The following is a 20,734-nucleotide window of genomic DNA, read 5'->3' as shown; positions in this document are numbered from 1 at the left end:
GCGAACGGATACGCACGGGGGCCGGTGGTAGAATCGACGCATCGATCACCCGCCGTGAGCACCGCCGTGTCCGCCAGCCAACCAGCCCGCCTCGTCATCGCCACCCGCGAAAGCCCGCTCGCCCTGTGGCAGGCACGGCACATTCAGGCGCGGCTCGCCGCCTTGCTGCCGGGCACCGAAATCGCGCTGCTGGGCATGACGACCAAGGGCGACCAGATCCTCGACAAGACGCTGAACAAGGTCGGCGGCAAGGGCCTGTTCGTCAAGGAGCTCGAGGAAGCGCTCGCCGACGGCCGCGCCGATCTCGCCGTGCATTCGATGAAGGACGTGCCGATGGTGCTGCCCGAAGGCTTCGCCATCGCCGCGATCACCGAGCGCGAAGACCCGCGCGATGCCTTTGTCTCGCCGCAGTACGCCAGCCTCGACGCAATGCCGGACGGCGGCATCGTCGGCACCGCCAGCCTGCGCCGCGAAGCGCAGCTGCGGGCGCGCTACCCGCGGCTGGTGTTCAAGCCGGTGCGCGGCAATGTCGGCACCCGGCTCGCCAAGCTCGACGCCGGCGAGTTCGATGCGCTGATCCTCGCCGCCGCCGGGCTCAAGCGCCTGGGCTTTGCCGAGCGCATCCGCACCGAGCTGCCGCCCGAAGTCAGCCTGCCGGCGCCTGGCCAGGGCGCGCTCGGGCTGGAAATCCGTGCCGACCGCGACGATCTGAAAACGCTGCTCGCGCCGCTGAACCACGCCGCCACCGCCGCCTGCGTCACCGCCGAGCGTACGCTGTCGCGCCGCCTGAACGGTTCGTGCCAGCTGCCGCTGGCGGCCTTCGCCGAAGACGACGACGGCTTCCTGCGCCTGCGCGGCCTAGTCGCGATGCCCGACGGCAGCCACAGCGTCTACGCCGAATCCAACGGCACGCGCGCCGCCGCCGACGGTCTCGGCCGCCAGGTTGCCGACCTGCTGATGTGCGAAGGCGCGAATGACATCCTCAAGGCGCTCGACCATTAATCCAGCGACGGCGCTGCCACTCGCCGGCCGCCGCATCTGGGTCACCCGGCCGCAGGCGCAGGCCGGTACACTGGCCGCGCTGATCGAAGCGCAAGGTGGCACGGCGATCCGCCAGCCGCTGCTCGACATCGCACCACCGGCCGATCCGGCGCCGTTCGCCGCGGCGCTGAATGCGCTCGAGACCTTCGATCTGGTCGTTTTCGTCAGCCCGACCGCGCTCGATCTGGGCTTTGCCCGACTGGGCCGCGACTGGCCGGCCGCATTGCCGGTGGCCGTCGTCGGCCCGGGCAGCGCGGCGCGCGCGCGCGAATTCGGCGCGGTCACGGTGATCTCGCCGCCGCAGCAGCACGACAGCGAAGGGCTGCTGCAGGAGGCCGGCATGCAGGATCTGGCCGGTGCGCGCGTGCTGCTGGTGCGCGGCGAAGGCGGTCGCGATCTCCTGCCCGAGACGCTGGCCGCACGCGGCGCCACCCTGACCATGGTCTCGGCCTACCAGCGCCAGCCACCGGCCCTCGACGATGCCGGATTGGTACGTCTGATCGACGCCGGCATCGATGCCGCAGTGCTCAGCAGCTCGGAAGCCGCGAGCGTGCTGTTCACGCTGGCTGGAGGCGCTGCGCGCGAGCGGCTACAATCGCTGCTGTATTTCGCGCCGCATCCGCGCATCGTCGCCGCGCTGCATGCGCACGGCGCGACGCGCGTCGAAACCTGCGCGACCGGCGACACCGGAACCGTTGCCTCGCTCTGCCACCATTTCGCGGACCCGCAGCCATGACCCAAGAACAAGATTCGCTTCCCTCCGCGCTTACCGCGCCCCGCCGCCGCCTGCCGCATTTCACGCCGGCTCTGGCCGTCGCCATCGTCGCGCTCGCCGCTGCCGGCGGCGTCTGGCTGTACCAGCAGCACGCGATGGAAACCCTGCGGCTGCAGGTCAGCCGCGAACTCGCCCACGGCCAGCAACAGCTGCGCAGTGCGCAGGAACGCGAAGCGCAGACGCAGCTGCGCGGCCAGGCGCTCGAGCGTGAGCTGGCGCTGGTATCGGCACGGCAGAACGACACGCAGAGCCAGCAGGCCGCGCTGTCGTCGATGTACGAGGCGCTGACCCGCAACGAAACCCAGCGCGTACTGGCCGAAACCGAACAAACGCTGGCCTTCGCCAGCCAGCAGCTGCAGCTCGCCGGCAACGTCGACGCCGCGCTGGTCGGCCTGAACGCGATCGACCAGAAGCTCGCCGCACTGAACCGCCCCGAGCTGATCGCGCTGCGCAAAAGCATCAGCCATGACATCGACCAGCTGAAGACCCAGCCCTATCTCGACGTTGTCGGCATTGCCGCGCGGCTCGATACGCTGGTTGCCGGCATCGATGCGCTGCCGCTGGCGATCGACGGCTACCGCGATCCGAAGACCAAACCCGCCGCAGCGGCACCGACCAATGCGCTGCAGCGCTTCGGCGGCGAGCTGTGGCACGAATTCCGCCAGTTGATCCAGATCCGCCGGATCGACAAACCCGATGCGATGCTGCTGACGCCGAGCGAGGCCTTCTTCCTGCGCGAAAACATCAAGCTGCGCCTGCTCGATGCGCGCACCGCGCTGCTGATGCGCAATGAGACAGCCTTCCGCGCCGATCTCAAGGCCACCAACGACTACCTGAAGCAGTATTTCGACACCAGCACCGCGACCACGCGCAACACCATCGCCGCGCTCGACACGCTGTCGCGCGAAACGCTGGCGCTGAAGTTGCCCGACCTGTCCGCCAGCCTGACCGCGGTCCGGCAAAGCCGGCTTGCCACCGAGAGGGCCAAGCCGTGAGAGCCCTTCTATGGTTGATCGCGCTGTTCGCACTGGCGGTCGGGCTGACGCTGTTCGCGCAGTTCAATACCGGTTATGCGCTGCTGTTCATCCCGCCGTGGCGCATCGAGATTTCGCTCAACGTCTTTATCGTCGGCATTTTCGCCGTCGTCGCGCTGCTTTACCTGCTGGCGCGGGTCGTTGCCGAACTCGGCGGCCTGCCCGAACGCGTCAAGGCCTACCGCAATCGCAAGGCGCGCGACACATCGGTGCAGCTTGAGCGCGATGCCCGCATCGCCTTCTTCGAAGGCCGCTACCAGCGCGCCGAACGGCTGGCCGGCGAAGCCTTCACCGCCAGCCGCGAAGCCGAAGCCTTTGCCGTCAACGGCATCCTGGCCGCACGCGCCGCGCACCTGATGCGCGATTTCGCCAAGCGCGACGAGTATTTCGCCCGGCTGCGCGAGCGGCTCGGTTCGCGCCATCTGGCACTGGCGATGACGATGGCCGAACTCTTCCTCGACGAGCGCCGCAATCAGGACGCCGACGTGGCGCTGGCCGAAGCGCGCAGCATCGCGCCGAAGCTGACCGCGATGCTCAAGCTCGAGCTGCGCTTGCGCCAGCGCGAGGACAACGCCGAGGCGATCGTCAAACTGGTCGAGCAACTGGCCAAGAGCGATGCGCTCGACGCCGGCCAGGCGCAGGCGATCCGGCTGCAGGCCTACCTGAACGTACTGCACCGGCAGCCGAAGACCCCGCATGAACTGCGCAACTGGTGGAACAAGCTGCCGGTCGGCGATCGCAGTGCACCGATGCTGGTCGCCGCGCTCGCCGATGCCTATGCCGCACAGGGCGAACCGGCCGCCGCCCGCGACGCGATCGAGGCGGCGCTGGCGCAGAACTGGGCCAGCGAGCTGGCCGAACGCTACGGCACGCTCGGCCTCGAGGGCGATGCGCTGGTTTCGCAATTGCAGCAGGCCGAGAGCTGGCTCAAACAGCATCCGAACGATCCGCAGCTGCTGCTGACGCTCGGCCGCCTGTGCACCGCACGCGCGCTGTGGGGCAAGGCGCAGACTTACTTCGAGGCCAGCATCGCCGTGGCGCCGAGCGCGCTGGCGCATACCGAGCTGGCATCGCTGCTCGAGCGGCTCGAACGCCCCGAAGAGGCCAACCGCCATTACCGCGCCAGTCTGGCGCTGGCGATACCGGCCCGCTGAGGCGATCCGGCACCCATGACAAAGCCCTCCTTGCGGAGGGCTTTTCCGTTCTGGCGCGACGTCAGCCCGGCGGGCCGCGTTTTACTGGCTTCCCGTTGCCCGGCGTCACTTGCGGTTGCGCCGGTGCGCAGCAGATCCATGAAAACGCAGCATCGTCACGATGCCGAGTCAGGAAGTCTTTCTGACGTCCACTACGGGCAGGTTGGCCCTGCTCAAAACTTTGTGGTGGTTTCATCGCCGTCTTTCACTCCAAAGCTGCAGTGAACGGTTAGAAACCCGCCGCGCGCGATCGGTTCGCACGTTCGTCGCCCGGAGCACCGATGCGGCGACAGCCGGCGCTCAGCCCAGCAGTTCGGGGCTCATTGCCGCGCGCAGCACGTAATCGCCGCCACCACCGCCACGACGGCGCAGCTCGATCCACACCAGCCCGCCCTTTTTCAGCGCCATGTCCTGCTCGCGGCCGGTCAGCAGCAGGCCGGCGACCGCGCCCAGCGTCGGCTGATGGCCGACCAGCACGACGACCGCGTCGTCGCCCTGTGGCCAGCCGGCCGCTTCGAGATAGTGCGCCGTCTGGCCGTTGGCCGGGTCGAGCAGTGTGCTGGTTTCGACGTCGACGCCGAGCGTCTTCGCCGTTTCCTGCGCGCGTCTGGCCGGGCTGGCGATGACCCGGACGCGCTGGCCGGCCAGATAGCGACTCAGCCACGCGGCAACCTTCTGTGCCTGCTTGCGGCCCTTGGGTGTCAACGCCCGCGCCAGATCGTCGCCGCCTTCTTCGGCATCGGCGTGGCGCCACAGGATCAGCTGTTCCATTTCAACGTCCTCAATCAGATGGGCATCCCGCGCCGGCTCAGCCGGCGCACGATGAACGCCCCTGCCTCGATGTCCCGGTCAGGTGCGCTGCTTGGCTCCGAGTTCGGCCAGCAGGCTGGCCTGCGCATTGCGGCGCTTGCCGCCCCGCGCGCTCTTGCGGCGGTAGCGACCGTCCGGCAGCATTTCCCACGCCTGCGCATTGTCGACCAGATACGGCCGCAGGCTTTCGCGGATCACCCGGCGCTTGACCTTGGGCGCGAGCACCGGGAAGGCGATCTCGATCCGGCGGAACAGGTTGCGGCCCATCCAGTCGGCGCTCGACAGATACACGTCCTCGGCGCCATCGTTGTAGAAGTAGAACACCCGGTGGTGTTCGAGGAAGCGGCCGATGATCGACCGCACCTTGATGTTCTCCGACAGGCCCGGCATGCCCGGCCGCAGCGCGCACACGCCGCGCACGATCAGGTGGATGGTCACGCCGGCCTGGCTGGCCTCGTACAGTTTCTCGATCACCGTCGGCTCGAGCAGCGCATTCATCTTGGCGATCACCACCGCCTTGCGACCGGCGCGGGCGTTGAGGATCTCGCGATCGAGCGCCTTGATGATGTTCGGCTGCAGCGTGAACGGCGCCTGCCACAAGCGCAGATGGTTGCCGGCGAGACCGAGGCCGGTCAGCTGCATGAACACGTCGTTGACGTCGCTGGTGATCTCCTCGTTGGCGGTCATCAGGCCGAAGTCGGTATACAGCTTGGACGTGCGCGGATGGTAATTGCCGGTGCCGACGTGGGCGTAGCGGCGCAGCTTGCCGTCCTCGCGCCGGACGACGAGCACCATCTTGGCGTGGGTCTTGTAGCCGTAGACGCCATAGACGACGTGGGCGCCGGCGCGTTCGAGCTTGGCCGCCCAGTTGATGTTCGCTTCCTCGTCGAAGCGCGCCATCAGCTCGACCACGACGGTGACTTCCTTGCCGCGCGTCGCCGCCTCGGCCAGCGCGTCCATCAGCGCCGATTCGCTGCCGGTCCGGTAGATCGTCATCTTGATCGCGACGACGTTCGGATCGGTGGCCGCCTGCTGCAGGAAGTCGATCACCGGCGTGAAGCTCTGGAACGGGTGATGCAGCAGCACATCGCCGTGGCGAATCGCCGAGAAGATGTCGGGCTGTTTGCGCAATTCCAGCGGCACGCCGGGCATGAACGGTTCGAACTTCAGGTCCGGCCGGTCGACCTGGTCGGGCACTTGCATCAGCCGCACCAGGTTCACCGGGCCGCCGACGCGGTAGACGTCGATCTCGGCCAGGCCGAACTGCTGGCGCAGGAAGTCCTGCAGGTGTTTCGGGCAGTTGTCGGCGACTTCGAGCCGCACCGCGTCGCCAAACGGCCGCTGGCTCAACTCGCCCTCAAGCGCCGCGCGCAGGTCCTTGATGTCATCGTCGTCGACGCTGAGGTCCGAATCGCGGGTCACGCGGAACTGGTAGCAACCGAGCGCGTTCATGCCGACGAACAGTTCGTCGACATGCGCATGCAGCACCGACGACAGGAAGACGAAGCCGTGTTCGACGCCACTGACCTCCTTGGGCATCTTGACGAAGCGCGGCAGGATGCGCGGCGCCTGGACGATGGCCATCGACGCGCTGCGGCCGAAGGCGTCGCGGCCTTCGAGTTCGATGATGAAGTTCAGCGATTTGTTGAGGATGCGCGGGAACGGGTGCGACGGATCGAGCCCGATCGGCGTCAGCACCGGCATCAGTTCGCGGAAGAAGTAATCCTTGACCCAGGCACGCTGCGCTTCGTTCCACAGGCTGCGGCGCAGGAAGTGGATGCCTTCATCGGCCAGCGCCGGCAGCATCACTTCGCGGAGCAGCCGGTACTGACGCTCGACGACGTCGTGCGCTTCGCGCGCCAGCAGATCGAACGCCTGCTGCGGCGTCAGCCCTTCGGGCAGCAGCCGCGTCGGGTACTGGCGGATGTTTTCCTTCAGCCAGGCGACGCGGACCTCGAAGAACTCATCGAGGTTGCTCGACACGATGCAGAGAAACTTCAGCCGTTCGAGCAGCGGATTGCTCGTATCCTCGGCCTGGGCGAAGACCCGGCGGTTGAACTCCAGAAGACCGAGCTCGCGATTGAGCATCAACTGATTGTCGGCGGGCTTATAGATCATGGGCTCACTTCACGCATCGCGCCGCTCGCGCGGCCTGAAAATGGAAACAGGCCGCGACATGGCGGCCTGCGATACAACCCGGAATTACGCGCTCGGCGGCACGAAACCGGCGACTTCGTCGGCACCGGCGCCGAAGAAGTAATTCTGCAGCTGCTGCTGCAGGTACTGACGCGCTTTCGGATCGGCGAGATTGAGACGGTTCTCGTTGATCAGCATCGTCTGGTGCTTCACCCACGCCGCCCAGGCTTCCTTCGAGACGCTGTCGTACAGCTTCTTGCCCATTTCACCGGGCAGCGGCGGAAAGTCGAGTCCCTCGGCTTCGCGGCCGAGTTTCACACAGTGGACCATGCGGCTCATGGTGGCGTTCTCCAATAGGGCGAAACATTCAATCATACCTGTGTTGACGGGGTATGACAGCCAGTGCGCCCGCTGCCCCGGCATGAAAAAAGCGCGGCACGCCGCGCTTTTGAACCGGGTCGGTGCAGCGATCAGTCGGCGCGAACCGGGACGATCCACAGCTCGACGCGACGGTTGAGCGCACGGCCGGCCGGCGTGGCGTTGTCGGCGCGCGGCTCGGTAATGCCCTTGCCGACGGCCTGCAGACGGACCGGGTTGACGTTGCGACCGATGAAGTAATCGGTCACGGCCTGGGCGCGCTGCTGCGACAGCACCATGTTCTTGTCGGCCTTGCCGCTGCTGTCGGTGTGGCCGACGACGGTGATCGACGTCTTGCCGTACTGGTTGACGACCTTGGCGATCTTGTCGAGCGTCGGCGTGTAGCCCGGCTTGATCACGGCCGAGCTGCTGTCGAAGCCGGTGTTCGACGTCATGCTGACCAGCAGCGTGTTGTCGGCCTGCTTCTGCACGGTGATCTCGCCCTTCTGGATTTCCGGCGCCAGCTGCTTTTGCAGATCCTTGGCCTGGGTATCCATGTAGTAACCGATGCCGCCACCGGCCAGACCGCCGCCCACTGCGCCGATCAGCGCGCCCTTGCCGCGATTGTTGTGGTTGACCGCCGCACCGATCGCCGCGCCACCCAGCGTGCCGATGATCGCGCCCAGCTCGGTATTGTTCAGATCGCGCTTCTCACCGAGGTCGTTGGTTGCGCAAGCGGACAGCAACAGGGCACCCATCAGCGGGGCGATGATCAGGGACTTACGCATCTGGCTTTCTCCAACATTCGAATTAGGCTGTCATTATTGCAAATCAACGGCCCAAACGGCTGCGGCAATGATCACATCGCCGGCCCTTGACGCCGGGTCGTCAAGCGCGTCCCCACTACCGGCGTGCACGCCGCTCTGGCAGCATCAAGGCTTCGCCGCCCGGGAGCCCGCCATGCCAGCCCTGCCACGCTTCGTCGTCTTTGGCGAAGCCCTCACCGACTTCATCCGCCAGGACGATGACCGCTGGCTGGCCCAGCCCGGCGGCGCCTGCTGGAACGTCGCCCGCGTCGCCAGCCGGCTCGGCATTGCCACCGGCTACGGCGGCGCGCTGAGCACCGACGTGTTCGGCGACGAGCTGGCCCGCTTGTCCGCCGCGGCCGGGCTCGACCCGCGCTTCATCCAGCGCACCGACGCCGCGCCGCTGCTGGCGATGGTGCCGTCGACGCGACCGCCGCAGTATTTCTTCGTCGGCGAATCGGATCTCGCCTTTGACCCGGCGCGGCTACCCGAAGGCTGGCTCGATGCTGCCGAGATCGTCCAGTTCGGCTGCATCAGCCTGGCGCGCCAGCCGCTGGCCGAACGGCTGGTCGGCATCGCCCGTCAGGCCGCCGCCGCCGGCAAGCGCATCGCCTTCGACCCGAACTGGCGCGAACCGATGCATGCACCGCATTACGCTGACACCTTCCGCACGCTCGCCGCGCTGGCGCACTACATCAAGGTCTCCGACGAAGACCTCGGCCAGTTGTTCCCCGACCCCGCTGCCGATCCCGAAGTCGCGAGCCTGCGTGCGCTGGCCAGCCTGCGCGCACTGGCACCGCAAGCCGAAATCCTGCTGACCCGTGGCGCCAGCGGTATGCACTGGCTGCACGGCGACGCGGTCATCGACCAGCCGGTATTCAAGGTCGACGTCGTCGACACCGTCGGTTGCGGCGACGCCAGCATGGGCGGCTGGATGGCCAGCGTACTGCACGCGCCGGATGCGCCGGTCGCCACCCACCTGCGCCACGCCGCCGCCGCCGCCGCGCTGGCCGCCAGCCACGCCGGCGCCTATGCCGCGACGTGGGACGAAGTCGATGCGCTGGCCAACCGGAGTTGAAATCGACGAACCGGGAACGCCCCACCCAATCACCGCCTGCATGCCTTGTTTGGCAGGCAGCAATGCAAAAGCCCCGCAATGCGGGGCTCTGCTCATTCAGGTAGGTGTTCAATTCATCGCTTAAGGGGTTGCGACAGGGGCCGCTTCAACATTCACCGTCGCTACAGACTGAACCTGTGCCGCTCGCACGTTATCGTCCCAAACCACAGCTAGACGACTGGCGACCTGATCACCTTGCTGGGTTAGATACTTGGTAGCGATCGCCGGCACTTTGGCTGCATCGGCCATCAATCCATCCCAGGTCATATAGGTTTCTTCGCCCTGTGGCGCTGCGATCGCCAGTTTGTCGCGGAATACCTGCTGGTTGGCGGCACCAACCCACAGTGCGTATTCGGTAACAAACACCGCCTTGAACGAATCGGTTAAGCCCTTGGCACCGTATCCGCTGACTGCCCCCAACGCCAAATGAGCCTGATTGTCCGGCTGAGCTTGTTTGGCAATGGCAATGGCGGATGCCGCTTCGACGCGAACCTTCAGCGCCGTACGCTGACGTATCTGCGCGGCCACCGACTCGGCCTGCAGGCGGTTAACGTCCCACTCAGCCACGTTAGCCTTGATGTACTTGTCGAGTTTTTCGGTGCGAGGCAAATTCTGCCCGGTCACGCCGCCCTCAGCTGCCGCGTCGATCAGCAGACCGGCAACGGCCCCTAGTGGCCCAAGCAAACCACCCAAGCCACCTAAACCAGTTCCCTTGCCCGTTTTCACCGTCCCCCCGCCATAAACAGTCGGGGTATAGCTAACGACCAATTCGTTGAATGCGGGCACCGGCTCTTGCTTTACCTTGGCCGTTTTCGTTCGGGTTGCACATCCGAGTAAAGACAACACCAAAACAACGCATACAAGAGTCCGGTATTTCATGTTCTTAATCTCATTCGCAAACGTCTTTGATCGGCCTGAAAGCATGCCTATCAATACAAATAGTTACCACAACCTTAAAAACAAATATGGTTATTCGCATATAAAAACGACAAAAACCACTTAGAACGCCGAAAATTAGTAAGAAAACAGAGAGATCATCACACACGTAGGCGTAGAACAACACATGTGCAAACCGGCTAAGAAATACTCACGGCCGCTGAGCAAAGCAAATTGGCGCCAGAACAAAAGTCATGGCAACACGCCAATCAGCGACCAGACGCGCCGCGCTTCCGAATCGCTTTCGATCAGCTCGGACAACAACTCGGGCAGCGGGCGCCGGCCCCATTCGACCGCGCGGTTGATCAGGTACGGCACCGGGCTGTGCGGTTCGACCTGGGACAGATACGTGGCGATCGCCTGAAGCTGGCGATAGGCATCCTCCCTACCGTTGACGACTCCCGACGACGACGGCAAGGGTGTCGCGGTGGCAGTGGCCGACTCAGCCGAGGCGATCGTTGGTTCGGTCATGTCCCTGTCCTTGTTGACACCTATCCACGGCAGTACCTTGTCGAGGCCGTTGAGCAGCAACAGCAGCTCGTCCAGCACGCGCTGTACACCGCCAAACGACGGCGCGTGGTCCTGCATCTGCCGGTTGCACAGTGCTTCGAACGCGCCCAGCGTCGCCTTGCTGCCGAGCAGGGCCTGCGACAGCTCCTGCAGCCGTGCCGGCGATTCGGCCCGTACGACATTCTGATAGCGCTCCAGCGCCTTGCTGGCCAGTTGCGCGGCTTCCTGCTCGGCGCGCCGCTCGGTGCCGCAAACGCTTTGCCGCTGCCAGCCCTGGTAGATGGCGAGCGTCACGTCGGCCGCCTGGTCGAGCACCGGCACCCTGAAGCGCAAGGCATCGGCAAAGGTGCGCAGCATCGTGTCCAGCGGCGCGGTACGCCACGACTCGTCACCATCGACCGCTTGCGGGTGCAGCTCGGCCCAGTAGCGGTCGCACAGCGTTGCCAGCAGCTCGATGCCCTTGATCCAGCCACTCAGTCCGTAACGCTGCACCCAGGCTTCACCGAGCCAGGCCGCAACCATCAAGTCCTTGCCGCGTTGCTGCAAGACCTCGCTCGACAGCTGCTCCACCGCGCGCCAGTCGGCGGTTTTGACATTGGTCTGCCAGATGCCGACCGGCAGGTCGGGATCGTCCTGGCGGCGCGCTTCCTGGATCTGGTCGTATTCGGGTTCGTGCCGCATGGGCACGCCACACGGCTGCGCCGGGCTGACCGGTTGCAGCAGCGTTGCGATCAGGGCGTCGAAATCGGGAAGGGTCGGCATCGTCGTTGCTTTATTGAAGGGCCAGCTGCGGCGTTTTCGGCTCGCCGGCTTGCGACAAGGTGATTGCACGGAACGGGGACGGCGGCACGCTGACCGGCAGCGGCGACAGCCGCAGCGGCGTCTTGCCACCCGGCGTCTGCAGCGCAACGCGGGCGAACATCCGTGCCCGACTGATCTTGCCCTGCTCCGAGACCACCGGCACCGTCAGCAGCAGCGGTACCGACAGGTCGTCATCACCGCCGTTCAGGCCAGAGGTCGCATGGGCGCGCAGCAGGCGCAGCAGCGACCAGGTCCCGGTGTAATCCCATTGCGCGACGCGATCGGCGACGGCCAGCCCCGACTGGTGCGCGTCGCCCTGCGGCGATTCTGGCGCGTCCTTGGCCCAGCGCAGCGACAGCGACACGGCCTGCCCGGTACGCCAGCGCAGCAGCGATTTGTCGGCGGACGGATAGCGCAGCCTTTGCGTGCCGGCGGCCATGGTCCACGCGATCACCTGATCGGCCCCGGCCTCCTGGCCGCGATCGGTCCGCCAGTTGATGTCGAGCTCGAGCCCGGTCATGCCGCTGCCGGGTTCCTTGGCCAGCAGCGGTTGCAGCCAGCCCTTGGCCGCTTGCAGCCGCTGCATGAAGACCCGCGCCGCCGGCGCCGACGGTGCGTCGCTGCCCTGCAGGCTGGCGTTGATGATCGCCTGATTGTCGTCGAACAAGCGGAACAGGTCGCCGACGCGCTCCGGATCGGCCTCCTGCCGCGATGACAGGTCGGCAAACGGAAATCGCCCGGCCATGTACTGGTAGTAGTAGGCGCTGAGTTTTTCCCACGCCGATGCCGCAGCCTGCGCCCGCAGGCCGCCGCAGCGATCGCCGGCGACGCGGATCAGCATGCGTACCCGGTCGGTCAGCACATTGTCGCCGCGCGGAATGCCGGCATTGGCCAGCACCGTGGCGCAGTTGCCGATGTCCATCTCGTTGAGGTCCTTGCCGATCAGCTGGTTCAGCAAAGCCGGGGCACTGGTGCTGCTCTTTTCCTTGTACTGCTGCAGTTGCAACGCAAGGTTGCGCCAGCGCGCCACGAGCTGCGCATCGGCCATCGCCAGCTGATCGGCATGCGGATCGAGCCAGCCGACCGCCGGGGCGACGCCGTTGGAGATCCCGGCGAGCGCGTCCAGCTGGCCGTCGAGGTACTGCTGCAAGTCCTGCTGCGACGACACGCGCCACGCCTTGAGGCTGGCGTTCTTGCTGCCGTCCCACCACGCGAACGTGCCCTGCAGCGGCTGATACAACGCCAGATCGTCGACCCGGGCATTGGCGCCGCGCAACTCGGCCAGCGCGATCCGGTCGACCTTGGCGACCCAACCAGTCGCCAGATCGTGACGCCCGAGCGCATCGAACGCCGTGCTCAGGTCGGTGGCCTGCTGCGCACCGGTGCGCAGCGAAAAACCGTTCGAACCGTCGGTCCCGGTCGCGTCCCACATCGCCTGGGCGGCCAGTTGCCGGGTCGACGCCAGCACGCCGGCCTTGTAGCGCAACGGGGTCTTGTCGCTCTGCGCCAGGAAGCCCTGATACGACGAGAAATACCCCAAGGCCACCGCCGGGCCGCTGACGGTCGCGATGGCCAGCCCGCGTTGCGAGACCGCAAAATCCTGCGCCAGCAGCGCGGTCAGCACATCGCCGGTCTGACTCGCGTCCGGCGACAACTGCAGGGCCTTGGCCGTCTGCTGCAGCAATTCGTTGTTCCCGGGCGTCGTCGACAGCCAGCGCGCGGTGAATGCGGTTCGGGACGCATCGGCATACTGGGCCAGCGCGGCAACGCCACCGGCATCGATCAGCCCGACCCGCTGCGCCTCGCTCATCAGCGCGCTGTAACCGGGTACCGGCTCCTGCCGGCCGCCCGGACGCCACGCCACATCGCTGGTCGAGATCAGCCGTTTGAGCAAGGCAATGCGCTCGTTCAACTGGGTCAGTTCGGCCAGAGGCAAAGCCTGACCGGCCGCCAGCCTTTGCAATTGCAGCTGCGCGCCGGCAGCAGCCTGGCCGAAGGTATCGTCGGCATACAGCCGGTTCAACCACGCCGTGATTTGCGCGCTGAACAGACGGCCGGCATCCGTCTTGGCCTTGCCCAGCGGGACCGACGGCAAGGATGCGCCACCATCGAGGATCTGGCTCAGTTGCGGCGACGGCAGCGGTTTCGCAGCCGGCTTCCACTGGTACAGCATATCGGCCAGCGCCGCCGCATTCTCCAACGGCGCGCTCCCGCGCAGTTCGGCGAACAGCGTCGACTCCCGGTCGACGCGGGCCGCCTGCTGGACGAGCCGTTTGGCCTGCTGGTATTCCGCCCAGCCCTCGGGCGACACGCCGCCGGCATCATTGAGCGCCGCCGGCACCGCCAGTCCCTGCACCTGACGCTGCAGCCCCGCCTGCAGCGGCGCGATCAGGTAACGATCGGCGGTGCGATTCACCGCGGCATCGATCTCGTTATCCAGCCCCGACAGCAACGACGTCGGCAACCAGACGCTCTGGAAATGCCAGCGCGGGACCGCGGCCGAAACCTGCCACCACGCGGCAATGCGCTGCCTGGCGAGGTCGGCGTCGCCGGCATACGCCTTGGCCGTCGAAGCGGCAGCGATCCGCGCCTCGTAACCGGTCACCGCACGCAGAGAACCGCGCGCCCCCTGCCAGGACCAGATCATGCCGCCCAGCCAGACGAGGGCCAGCACGATCATGGCGACCTTGGCAATGCGGTGACCGCGCTGACGCAAGGCCAGCGCGCGCGGCAAGGGTCTGGCCAGCCCCTGCTCGGCGAGCACGCGCTGGCGCAGCAGGCGCGCGGCAAACAACGACGTCACTTGCACGTGTGCGTCGCTGTCCGGCTCGAATTCATCCACGGCCCCCTGCCGGATCGTGCCGGTCAGGTAGACACCGCGGAATACGCCGGCTTCGCCGCCGGCGTTACCGCGGAACACCGGCTCGCACAGCACGCGCAAGCCGTCACGCATCGATTCGAGCTGGCCGGGCAACAGGAACAGCGCCGCATCGACCGAACCGGACAAGGCCCCTGCCTCGGTGATCACGGCGGTCAGCGTCTCGCGGATCCGTTCCAGCGCCATTTCGGTCCAGTCGCCATCCCAGGCGGTGCCGAGCGCAAACGGCGACGACCAGCCAAGCATCACCTGACGCGCTGCATCGGGCAGCTTGTCGGCGAGTTCGAGCACGCCGGGCAGGCGCTCGATGCCGGTAACGACCAGATAGACCGGCAGGCTCAGTCCGAGGCGCTGCTGCAGGTCGGACAGCCTTTGTTCGGCGCTGCTGGCAGCGCGCGTTGCCGCTTCGGTCGACAGCAGCGTCTCCAGCGGCACGGCCCAGATCACCGCATCCAGCGGCCGGCCGGCGCGTGCGCGCAGCAAGGCGCCGGCCAGCCGGTGCCAGACACCGAGGATCGGTACCGGGCCGTCGGACGCCTCCAGCATGCCCTCCGGCGCGGCCAGCACCAGACCGTCACCGCTGTACCACCAGCGGCCGTACCAGTGCCGCTCGCCGCCGGGACGCAGTCCCCACTCGGCACACAACTCGGCTTCGGCGCCGACCAGCAGCACCCGCGGCAGCTGATAGCGGTCACGCCAGCCCATTTCGGTTTCGATCTGCCGCAACACACTGCGGAAACCGCCGATGTCACGGTGTCGCCACAGCCACCAGACCACGGTCAGCAACAGGACAACAACGACCAAGAGCAGGATCCAGCCCAGCATCATGACGGCTTCACCTCGGCGGTCAGCGGTAGTCCGGCCTCGATCGTCGTGCTCAGGTCCATCCAGAACAGATGTCCGATCACGATCATCAACGCAACCAGCGCCAGGCCGATCAGGCCAAGGCGCGCGCCGTCGGGCAACATGCGCCGGGCGGCCACCCGCAGCGGCGTCACGGCCGCCGGACGCTCAAGATCGGCCGCGAGCTGCTGTTCGTCGGGTGCGCGGCCCCAGGCGAACTCGAACAAGGCACGCCGCCACACCGCATGCGTGGCGCGGCCTTCGCCGCTGCGCAGGCGGCCGTAGAATCCCAGCAGCAGCACTTGAAGCAATACATTCGCCAGGTCGCGCGTGGCCGGATCGCGGGCGTGCAGCAATTGCTCGATCTGCGCCGGCACCTGCTCGCCGGCGGTGCAGGTGCCGAACAGGCGCAGCTCCAGCGGCGCGGCCTGCCAGCTCTCCTGGCCGGCCCATTCATCGAAAATCAGCGATTCGTCGATCAGCGCGACAAAAGCGAACTGCATGGCGTCGACCTGTTGCTGGCCGGCATGCCCGGTTCGGGACAGCGCAACGCGGGCCAGCCGGCGCGCCAGCGTGCTGGCGACTTCCACGGCCTCGGCCGCCAGTGCCTCGCCAGGCTGGGTGCGCATGCGGATTTCCTGCCAACGCTCGAGCCATTCACCCCAGCTCGACTCGAAAACGGGGGTCAATGGGGCATCCCGGTGCAAGGCTGCCGACGCGCGCAGGACGTCGCGCATTACTGATCCTCAGCCGGCACGAACAATACGATTTCCCAAGGCGCCGCCAACGACGTCCCCGCGGGTCCGGTCAGACGCAAGCGCGCGCCCCGGTCGAACCATTCGCTATCGGTGTCCAGCACCACCAGACGCATGTCGCCCGGTACGCTGTACGACAGCGCGGCGGCGGGATCCATCTCTTGCCACGGCAAGCCGTGCATCCGCTGGCGGAACAGCGTGGCCACGTGGCTATCCGACGCGATGATCGCCTGCTTCAGCCAGGCAATCGCGCCTTGCTCGCCACTACCGCTCGCCATGCGCAAACCGAGCGTCGGCGAGGCCGACACCGGCCGATCCGCCAGATCGAGCCAGAAACCGGCAGCGTCGCGGGCAAACGGAATGGTGCGATAGCTGGTCTTGACCCGGCCGAGCGCCGTTTCCAGCCAGCCGATCAGTTCGTCGTAGCCAGCCAGCAACTCGCTGTATTCGAGCGGCCGGAACGCGGGCACCCCGGCGGCGGGATCCAGCGTGGCCACCGCACCGGCCATGCCGGCCAGCAGCAGATGGACCTGCGCCGGATGGGCGATCCGGCTCGCCAGCGCGGCCTCGATTTCCGGTAGCCGCGACCACAACGAGCGCAGTTGCCGGCTCAATTCGGGTACTTCCTCGTCGCGTCCGGATTGCTGTGCCGCGCGGACCCGGCCGGCCAGATACACGCATTTCTCACGGACGCGCGCACACAAGCCGGCGACCTTGCGGCCGAGCGGTGACTCGGGCAGCAGTCGTGGCGTCGGCGGCACATACGCCAGCGGCGCAAAGCCACCGCCCTGTTGCTCGACCCGCAGCAGCGGAATGCAAACCAGATCGGCGCGGGTATCGTCGGTCACCAGCCGGAGGTCGGGGCGCCACAGCACCAGCGGCTCCGGCGTCTCGCCGCCGGCCAGATCCGGCACCGCTTCACCGTGCACCGACAGATAGCGGCTACCTCGCGGATCGAGCCGGCCACCCCGCCACAACGGTGCCACGGCGACGAAGACCGTCACCGTATGACGCGGCGACGCCGCCACCAGTGCGGTCACGTCGAGTTCGAGCGTCGGACGCATGCCGGCATCGAAACCGACCAGCAGACCGTCGGGCAGCACGGCCTCGAGCGCGAGGACACGTACGACACCAGCGCGCAGCGCCGACTCATCGATGTCGACCGACTGGACGCCCCAAAACCACGGGTGGGCCGATGCCGCGTGACGCGCGGCCAACGTCTCGGCACGCAGCGACTGTTGCTGGAAATGCTGCGGCAGCAATTGCATGCCCTCATGCCAGCAGATGGCTTCCGGTACCTCGTTCAAGCTGCGCTCCCAACACTCTATTTGGATGTCGCCGATCGTCGGCGACGCCCGTACTTACGGACTGGCCTGCATCATCTGCAGGTCTCGGCTTTCCAGGCGGATGCGCACCTCACGTTCGCTTTCAAGCTGCAGGCGATGTGCGCCCGGCGCGTCATAACTGGCAAACACCAGCACGCCCTGCGCGGGGACTCCGGCCAGCGGCACGCGATCAAACACCAACCGCTGGCCGGGGACGACCTCGAGCCCCCAGACCTGCAGCAACTGCGGATAGTCACGCCGATATTGCTCGCGGGCGGCAAACCACTGAGCTGACGAAGTTGTAAGCAAAACCTTCAGCAAGTCAGGGTCGTCCACCGCGAGAAAATCGACAGCGATTGGCGTGTCATCGTTGGCGCCAGGGGCAACTTCGATCACCGCACTGCGCATCGCCACTTCCGGTTGCATCAGCGAGCACGCCGAAATGCTGACGATCAGCAGGAAAAACAAGCAAAAACGGCAGGTAGCCAGCAAGTGCAACCCCGATCGGCCTCTGTGTGTGGCGCCAACTCTATCTCACCAATGTCATTCGTTCCAAGTAAGCCGTTGCGGATGTAACACATACACAGACATCGTGTACTCAGTGTTCTTACAACAAAAACCATGGACAACTTGCAAACATAGGTGATTAAGCTAATCTCGCCCGACGAGCCGCCGGCAATGACGAAGACATTTCGCGGCATCGCCTGATCGTCATATCGAGAAATCATCCAGATGCAGTCGCCGGCACCCAAGGCGTTGCGCTGACCAAGAGGAAATCATGGCCGAGAGCACTCAGCACAAGCTGGACCGCGTCCGTCCCCCGCGTGTTCAGATCACCTATGACGTGGAAATTGGCAACGCCATCGAGAAAAAGGAGCTGCCGCTGGTTGTCGGCATCCTCGCCGATCTGGCCGGCAAGCCCGAAACGACGCGGGACAAGCTGGGCGATCGCCGCTTCGTCGATATCGACCGCGACAACTTCAACGGCGTGCTGCACGCCATCGCCCCGCGCTTGGTCGTGCAGGTCGACAACGCCCTCGGCGGTGAAGACAAGAAGCAACTCAATATCGAACTCAAATTCGAAAAATTCGAAGACTTCGACCCGGTCAACATCGTCAAACAGGTCGAGCCGCTGCGTCGCCTGTACGAAGCGCGCCAGAAGCTGCGCGATCTGCTGACCAAGCTCGACGGCAACGACCAGCTCGACCAACTGCTGCAAAACGTCGTCGCCAACACCGACGAGCTGCAGGAAATCAAGGCCGGCGCCGGCACCGATGCCGAGAAAGGCAAATCCGATACCGGGTCGACCGACACCAAGCCGACCGACGTAACCCCCGAACCCCAGGTCTGACGGAGCGCGCTCATGCCCCAAGAAGCACAAACCGGCAGCGAAAACGCTGCACAAACCGTATCGCTGTCGCTGCTCGACCAGATCATCGCCGACGGCCGGATGGCGCACGACGACAACCAGAAAGCCTACGCCAAGGATCTGCTGGCCGAGTTCGCCAAGCAGGTGCTCGACCAGGACATGGTCGTCGACAGCGACACCGTTGCGATGATCAATCACCGCATCGACCAGATCGACAAGCTGATCGGCAAGCAGCTCGACGAGATCCTGCACCACAAGGACGTCCAGCGGCTCGAGGCCTCGTGGCGCGGCCTGCACTACCTGGTGATGAATACCGAAACCAGCACGCGCCTGAAGCTGCGCCTGCTCGACGTTTCGCAGCAGGAACTGCAGAACGATCTTGAAAAGGCGGTCGAATTCGACCAGAGCGCCCTGTTCAAGAAAATCTATGAAGAAGAGTACGGCACCTTCGGCGGCCACCCGTTCAGCGTGCTGGTCGGCGACTTCGAGTTCGGCCGCAATCCGCAAGACGTTGCACTGCTCGAAAAGCTCTCGAACGTCGCCGCCGCCGCGCATGCGCCGTTTGTCGCCGCTGCAAGCCCGCGTCTGTTCGATATGGGCAGCTTCACCGAGCTGGCCCAACCACGCGATCTGGCCAAAGTGTTCGAAAGCACCGAGCTGATCAAGTGGCGCTCGTTCCGCGCCAGCGAAGATTCGCGCTACGTGTCGCTGGTCCTGCCGCACATCCTGCTGCGCCTGCCATACGGCCCGGACACCAAGCCGGTCGAAGGCATCAACTACGCCGAAGGCGTCGACGGTACCGATCACAAGAAGTATCTGTGGGGCAATGCGTCGTGGGCGCTCGGCCAGCGGATTACCGAAGCGTATGCCAAGTACGGCTGGTGCGCGGCAATTCGCGGCGTCGAAGGCGGTGGTGCTGTCGAAGGCCTGCCGGCCCACACCTTCAGCACCGCATCCGGCGATCTGGCGCTCAAGTGCCCGACCGAAGTACCGATCACCGACCGGCGCGAAAAAGAGCTCGACGGGCTGGGCTTCATCTCGCTGTGCCACAAGAAGAACACCGATGTCGCGGTGTTCTTCGGCGGCCAGACGACCAACCAGGCCAAGCTGTACAACCTGCCCGAGGCCAATGCCAACGCGCGCATTTCGGGCATGCTGCCCTATGTGCTCGCGGCCTCGCGTTTCGCGCACTACATCAAGGTCATCATGCGCGACAAGGTCGGCAGCTTCGCCACGCGCGACAACGTCCAGTCCTATCTGAACAACTGGATCGCCGACTACGTGCTGGTCAACGACAACGCCCAGCAGGAAATCAAGGCGCAATACCCGCTGCGCGAAGCGCGTGTCGACGTCACCGAAGTCGCCGGCAAGCCGGGTGCGTACCGCGCCACCGTCTTCCTGCAACCGCACTTCCAGCTCGAAGAGCTGACAGCGTCGATCCGCCTCGTTGCATCGCTGCCGCCGCCGGCCGCCGCCTGACGCGGATAACCCCGTTGAAACGGCGTGGCCTGCCGGCCACGCCCCACTCTCTTTCTGGAGCTAGTTCTGATGGACGCCATCATTCTCGACCTCGGCACCGACATCAAAGGTGAATGCACACTCGAGGGCTATACCGACAAGATCGAACTGATGTCCTACAGCCACAACGTGGCGATGCAAGTCACCAACGACGTCAGCAACACCGAGCGTACTTCCGGCAAGCCGCATATCGGCGAATTCACCGTCACCAAGTTTGCCGACGCCGCCACGCCGTCGCTGAACCAGTACTGCTGCTCGGGTAAGTCGCTACCGACCGTCATCATCACCGTCGGCCGTAACGCGGCAGAAAGCGACGGCAAGATCATGCCCTTCATCACGTATACGCTGACCAATGTCGTCTTTTCCAACGTCAGCGTCAGCGGCGGTGCAGGTGGCAAGCCGGTAGAGACGCTGTCGCTCAACTTCACCAAGATCAAGTGGGATCTGACCACCCAGAAGTCCGACGGCGCGAAGAAGGGTTCGGCCGCGACCACGTGGGATCTGGCGGCCAACAAGGCGAGCTGATGACA

18 protein-coding genes are annotated in these 20,734 nt (G+C 65.8%); 8 read left to right on the top strand and 10 right to left on the bottom strand.

The annotated features are described in order from the left end of the window. The first annotated feature begins 54 nt into the window (after window positions 1-54). The 4 genes from hemC to R0382_RS06200 are packed head-to-tail and all read left to right on the top strand — an operon-like array spanning window position 55 to window position 4,004. On the top strand, window positions 55-1,002 hold the full coding sequence (gene hemC / locus R0382_RS06215) for a hydroxymethylbilane synthase (protein WP_432723296.1): 948 nt from the start codon (window positions 55-57) through the stop codon (window positions 1,000-1,002). Then, a complete protein-coding gene (locus R0382_RS06210; protein WP_432723294.1) occupies window positions 974-1,777 on the top strand; it encodes a uroporphyrinogen-III synthase in 804 nt (267 codons plus the stop codon). The genes hemC and R0382_RS06210 overlap by 29 nt, the downstream gene beginning before the upstream one ends. Further along, window positions 1,774-2,811, top strand: coding sequence for a uroporphyrinogen-III C-methyltransferase (locus tag R0382_RS06205; protein WP_432723292.1), 1,038 nt, complete (start codon window positions 1,774-1,776; stop codon window positions 2,809-2,811). The genes R0382_RS06210 and R0382_RS06205 overlap by 4 nt, the downstream gene beginning before the upstream one ends. After that, the gene (locus R0382_RS06200; protein ID WP_432723290.1) at window positions 2,808-4,004 is read left to right on the top strand and encodes a heme biosynthesis HemY N-terminal domain-containing protein; all 1,197 of its coding nucleotides are present in this window, start codon (window positions 2,808-2,810) and stop codon (window positions 4,002-4,004) included. Before R0382_RS06205 ends, R0382_RS06200 begins: the two co-directional genes overlap by 4 nt. Before the next feature lie 339 nt (window positions 4,005-4,343). On the opposite strand, the gene R0382_RS06195 is transcribed toward R0382_RS06200, so the two are convergent. The 4 genes from R0382_RS06195 to R0382_RS06180 form a co-directional block, all read right to left on the bottom strand. Then, window positions 4,344-4,814: a SixA phosphatase family protein gene (locus R0382_RS06195; protein ID WP_432723288.1), complete on the bottom strand. Its 471-nt coding sequence runs from the start codon at window positions 4,812-4,814 to the stop codon at window positions 4,344-4,346. A 78-nt stretch (window positions 4,815-4,892) separates the two neighbouring features. Then, window positions 4,893-6,971, bottom strand: coding sequence for a polyphosphate kinase 1 (gene ppk1, locus R0382_RS06190; RefSeq protein ID WP_432723287.1), 2,079 nt, complete (start codon window positions 6,969-6,971; stop codon window positions 4,893-4,895). Between the two features lie 84 nt (window positions 6,972-7,055). Next, window positions 7,056-7,328: an oxidative damage protection protein gene (locus tag R0382_RS06185; RefSeq protein ID WP_432723285.1), complete on the bottom strand. Its 273-nt coding sequence runs from the start codon at window positions 7,326-7,328 to the stop codon at window positions 7,056-7,058. Window positions 7,329-7,459: 131 nt separating this feature from the next. Next, complete coding sequence (locus R0382_RS06180) at window positions 7,460-8,134, bottom strand: OmpA family protein (RefSeq protein ID WP_432723283.1); 675 nt, start codon at window positions 8,132-8,134, stop codon at window positions 7,460-7,462. Between the two features lie 172 nt (window positions 8,135-8,306). On the opposite strand from R0382_RS06180, the gene R0382_RS06175 reads away from it, so the two are divergent. Beyond that, on the top strand, window positions 8,307-9,230 hold the full coding sequence (locus tag R0382_RS06175; RefSeq protein ID WP_432723281.1) for a carbohydrate kinase family protein: 924 nt from the start codon (window positions 8,307-8,309) through the stop codon (window positions 9,228-9,230). 120 nt (window positions 9,231-9,350) lie between these two features. Here R0382_RS06175 and R0382_RS06170 read toward each other — a convergent pair whose 3' ends face one another. The 6 genes from R0382_RS06170 to R0382_RS06145 form a co-directional block, all read right to left on the bottom strand. Beyond that, on the bottom strand, window positions 9,351-10,148 hold the full coding sequence (locus R0382_RS06170; protein ID WP_432723279.1) for a hypothetical protein: 798 nt from the start codon (window positions 10,146-10,148) through the stop codon (window positions 9,351-9,353). A 249-nt stretch (window positions 10,149-10,397) separates the two neighbouring features. Beyond that, window positions 10,398-11,477 (bottom strand): type VI secretion system protein TssA, encoded by a 1,080-nt coding sequence (gene tssA, locus R0382_RS06165; protein WP_432723278.1) that lies wholly within the window; start codon window positions 11,475-11,477, stop codon window positions 10,398-10,400. Between the two features lie 10 nt (window positions 11,478-11,487). After that, the gene (locus R0382_RS06160) at window positions 11,488-15,222 is read right to left on the bottom strand and encodes a type VI secretion system protein (RefSeq protein ID WP_432723276.1); all 3,735 of its coding nucleotides are present in this window, start codon (window positions 15,220-15,222) and stop codon (window positions 11,488-11,490) included. Beyond that, window positions 15,219-15,974 carry a DotU/TssL family secretion system protein gene (locus R0382_RS06155; protein WP_432723274.1) on the bottom strand — a complete coding sequence of 252 codons (756 nt, stop codon included), beginning with the start codon at window positions 15,972-15,974 and terminating at the stop codon, window positions 15,219-15,221. The genes R0382_RS06160 and R0382_RS06155 overlap by 4 nt, the downstream gene beginning before the upstream one ends. After that, window positions 15,974-17,299: a type VI secretion system baseplate subunit TssK gene (tssK, locus tag R0382_RS06150; protein ID WP_432723272.1), complete on the bottom strand. Its 1,326-nt coding sequence runs from the start codon at window positions 17,297-17,299 to the stop codon at window positions 15,974-15,976. The genes R0382_RS06155 and tssK overlap by 1 nt, the downstream gene beginning before the upstream one ends. A 54-nt stretch (window positions 17,300-17,353) precedes the next feature. Continuing rightward, window positions 17,354-17,785, bottom strand: coding sequence for a hypothetical protein (locus R0382_RS06145; protein WP_432723270.1), 432 nt, complete (start codon window positions 17,783-17,785; stop codon window positions 17,354-17,356). Window positions 17,786-18,095: 310 nt separating this feature from the next. Here R0382_RS06145 and tssB point away from each other — a divergent pair, with 310 nt between their 5' ends. The 3 genes from tssB to R0382_RS06130 all read left to right on the top strand — a co-directional run bounded on the left by tssB (window position 18,096) and on the right by R0382_RS06130 (window position 20,729). Next, window positions 18,096-18,668: a type VI secretion system contractile sheath small subunit gene (gene tssB, locus R0382_RS06140; RefSeq protein ID WP_432723268.1), complete on the top strand. Its 573-nt coding sequence runs from the start codon at window positions 18,096-18,098 to the stop codon at window positions 18,666-18,668. A 12-nt stretch (window positions 18,669-18,680) separates the two neighbouring features. Next, a complete protein-coding gene (gene tssC / locus R0382_RS06135; RefSeq protein ID WP_432723266.1) occupies window positions 18,681-20,165 on the top strand; it encodes a type VI secretion system contractile sheath large subunit in 1,485 nt (494 codons plus the stop codon). A 69-nt stretch (window positions 20,166-20,234) separates the two neighbouring features. Then, complete coding sequence (locus R0382_RS06130; protein ID WP_432723265.1) at window positions 20,235-20,729, top strand: Hcp family type VI secretion system effector; 495 nt, start codon at window positions 20,235-20,237, stop codon at window positions 20,727-20,729. Window positions 20,730-20,734 lie beyond the last annotated feature (5 nt).

This window comes from Jeongeupia wiesaeckerbachi, assembly GCF_050916355.1.
In the GTDB taxonomy this organism is placed as follows: domain Bacteria; phylum Pseudomonadota; class Gammaproteobacteria; order Burkholderiales; family Chitinibacteraceae; genus Jeongeupia; species Jeongeupia wiesaeckerbachi.
Note: the sequence above shows the minus strand (reverse complement) of the source record. Positions and strands in the feature narration are given on the sequence as shown.

Bases quoted from the DNA above. Each gene is read 5' to 3' on its own strand.
- R0382_RS06210 (WP_432723294.1), top strand. From the start codon at position 974: ATGACATCCTCAAGGCGCTCGACCATTAATCCAGCGACGGCGCTGCCA.
- R0382_RS06205 (WP_432723292.1), top strand. From the start codon at position 1,774: ATGACCCAAGAACAAGATTCGCTTCCCTCCGCGCTTACCGCGCCCCGC.
- R0382_RS06195 (WP_432723288.1), bottom strand. From the start codon at position 4,814: ATGGAACAGCTGATCCTGTGGCGCCACGCCGATGCCGAAGAAGGCGGC.
- ppk1 (WP_432723287.1), bottom strand. From the start codon at position 6,971: ATGATCTATAAGCCCGCCGACAATCAGTTGATGCTCAATCGCGAGCTC.
- R0382_RS06185 (WP_432723285.1), bottom strand. From the start codon at position 7,328: ATGAGCCGCATGGTCCACTGTGTGAAACTCGGCCGCGAAGCCGAGGGA.
- R0382_RS06180 (WP_432723283.1), bottom strand. From the start codon at position 8,134: ATGCGTAAGTCCCTGATCATCGCCCCGCTGATGGGTGCCCTGTTGCTG.
- R0382_RS06175 (WP_432723281.1), top strand. From the start codon at position 8,307: ATGCCAGCCCTGCCACGCTTCGTCGTCTTTGGCGAAGCCCTCACCGAC.
- R0382_RS06170 (WP_432723279.1), bottom strand. From the start codon at position 10,148: ATGAAATACCGGACTCTTGTATGCGTTGTTTTGGTGTTGTCTTTACTC.
- tssA (WP_432723278.1), bottom strand. From the start codon at position 11,477: ATGCCGACCCTTCCCGATTTCGACGCCCTGATCGCAACGCTGCTGCAA.
- R0382_RS06160 (WP_432723276.1), bottom strand. From the start codon at position 15,222: ATGATGCTGGGCTGGATCCTGCTCTTGGTCGTTGTTGTCCTGTTGCTG.
- R0382_RS06155 (WP_432723274.1), bottom strand. From the start codon at position 15,974: ATGCGCGACGTCCTGCGCGCGTCGGCAGCCTTGCACCGGGATGCCCCA.
- tssB (WP_432723268.1), top strand. From the start codon at position 18,096: ATGGCCGAGAGCACTCAGCACAAGCTGGACCGCGTCCGTCCCCCGCGT.
- tssC (WP_432723266.1), top strand. From the start codon at position 18,681: ATGCCCCAAGAAGCACAAACCGGCAGCGAAAACGCTGCACAAACCGTA.
- R0382_RS06130 (WP_432723265.1), top strand. From the start codon at position 20,235: ATGGACGCCATCATTCTCGACCTCGGCACCGACATCAAAGGTGAATGC.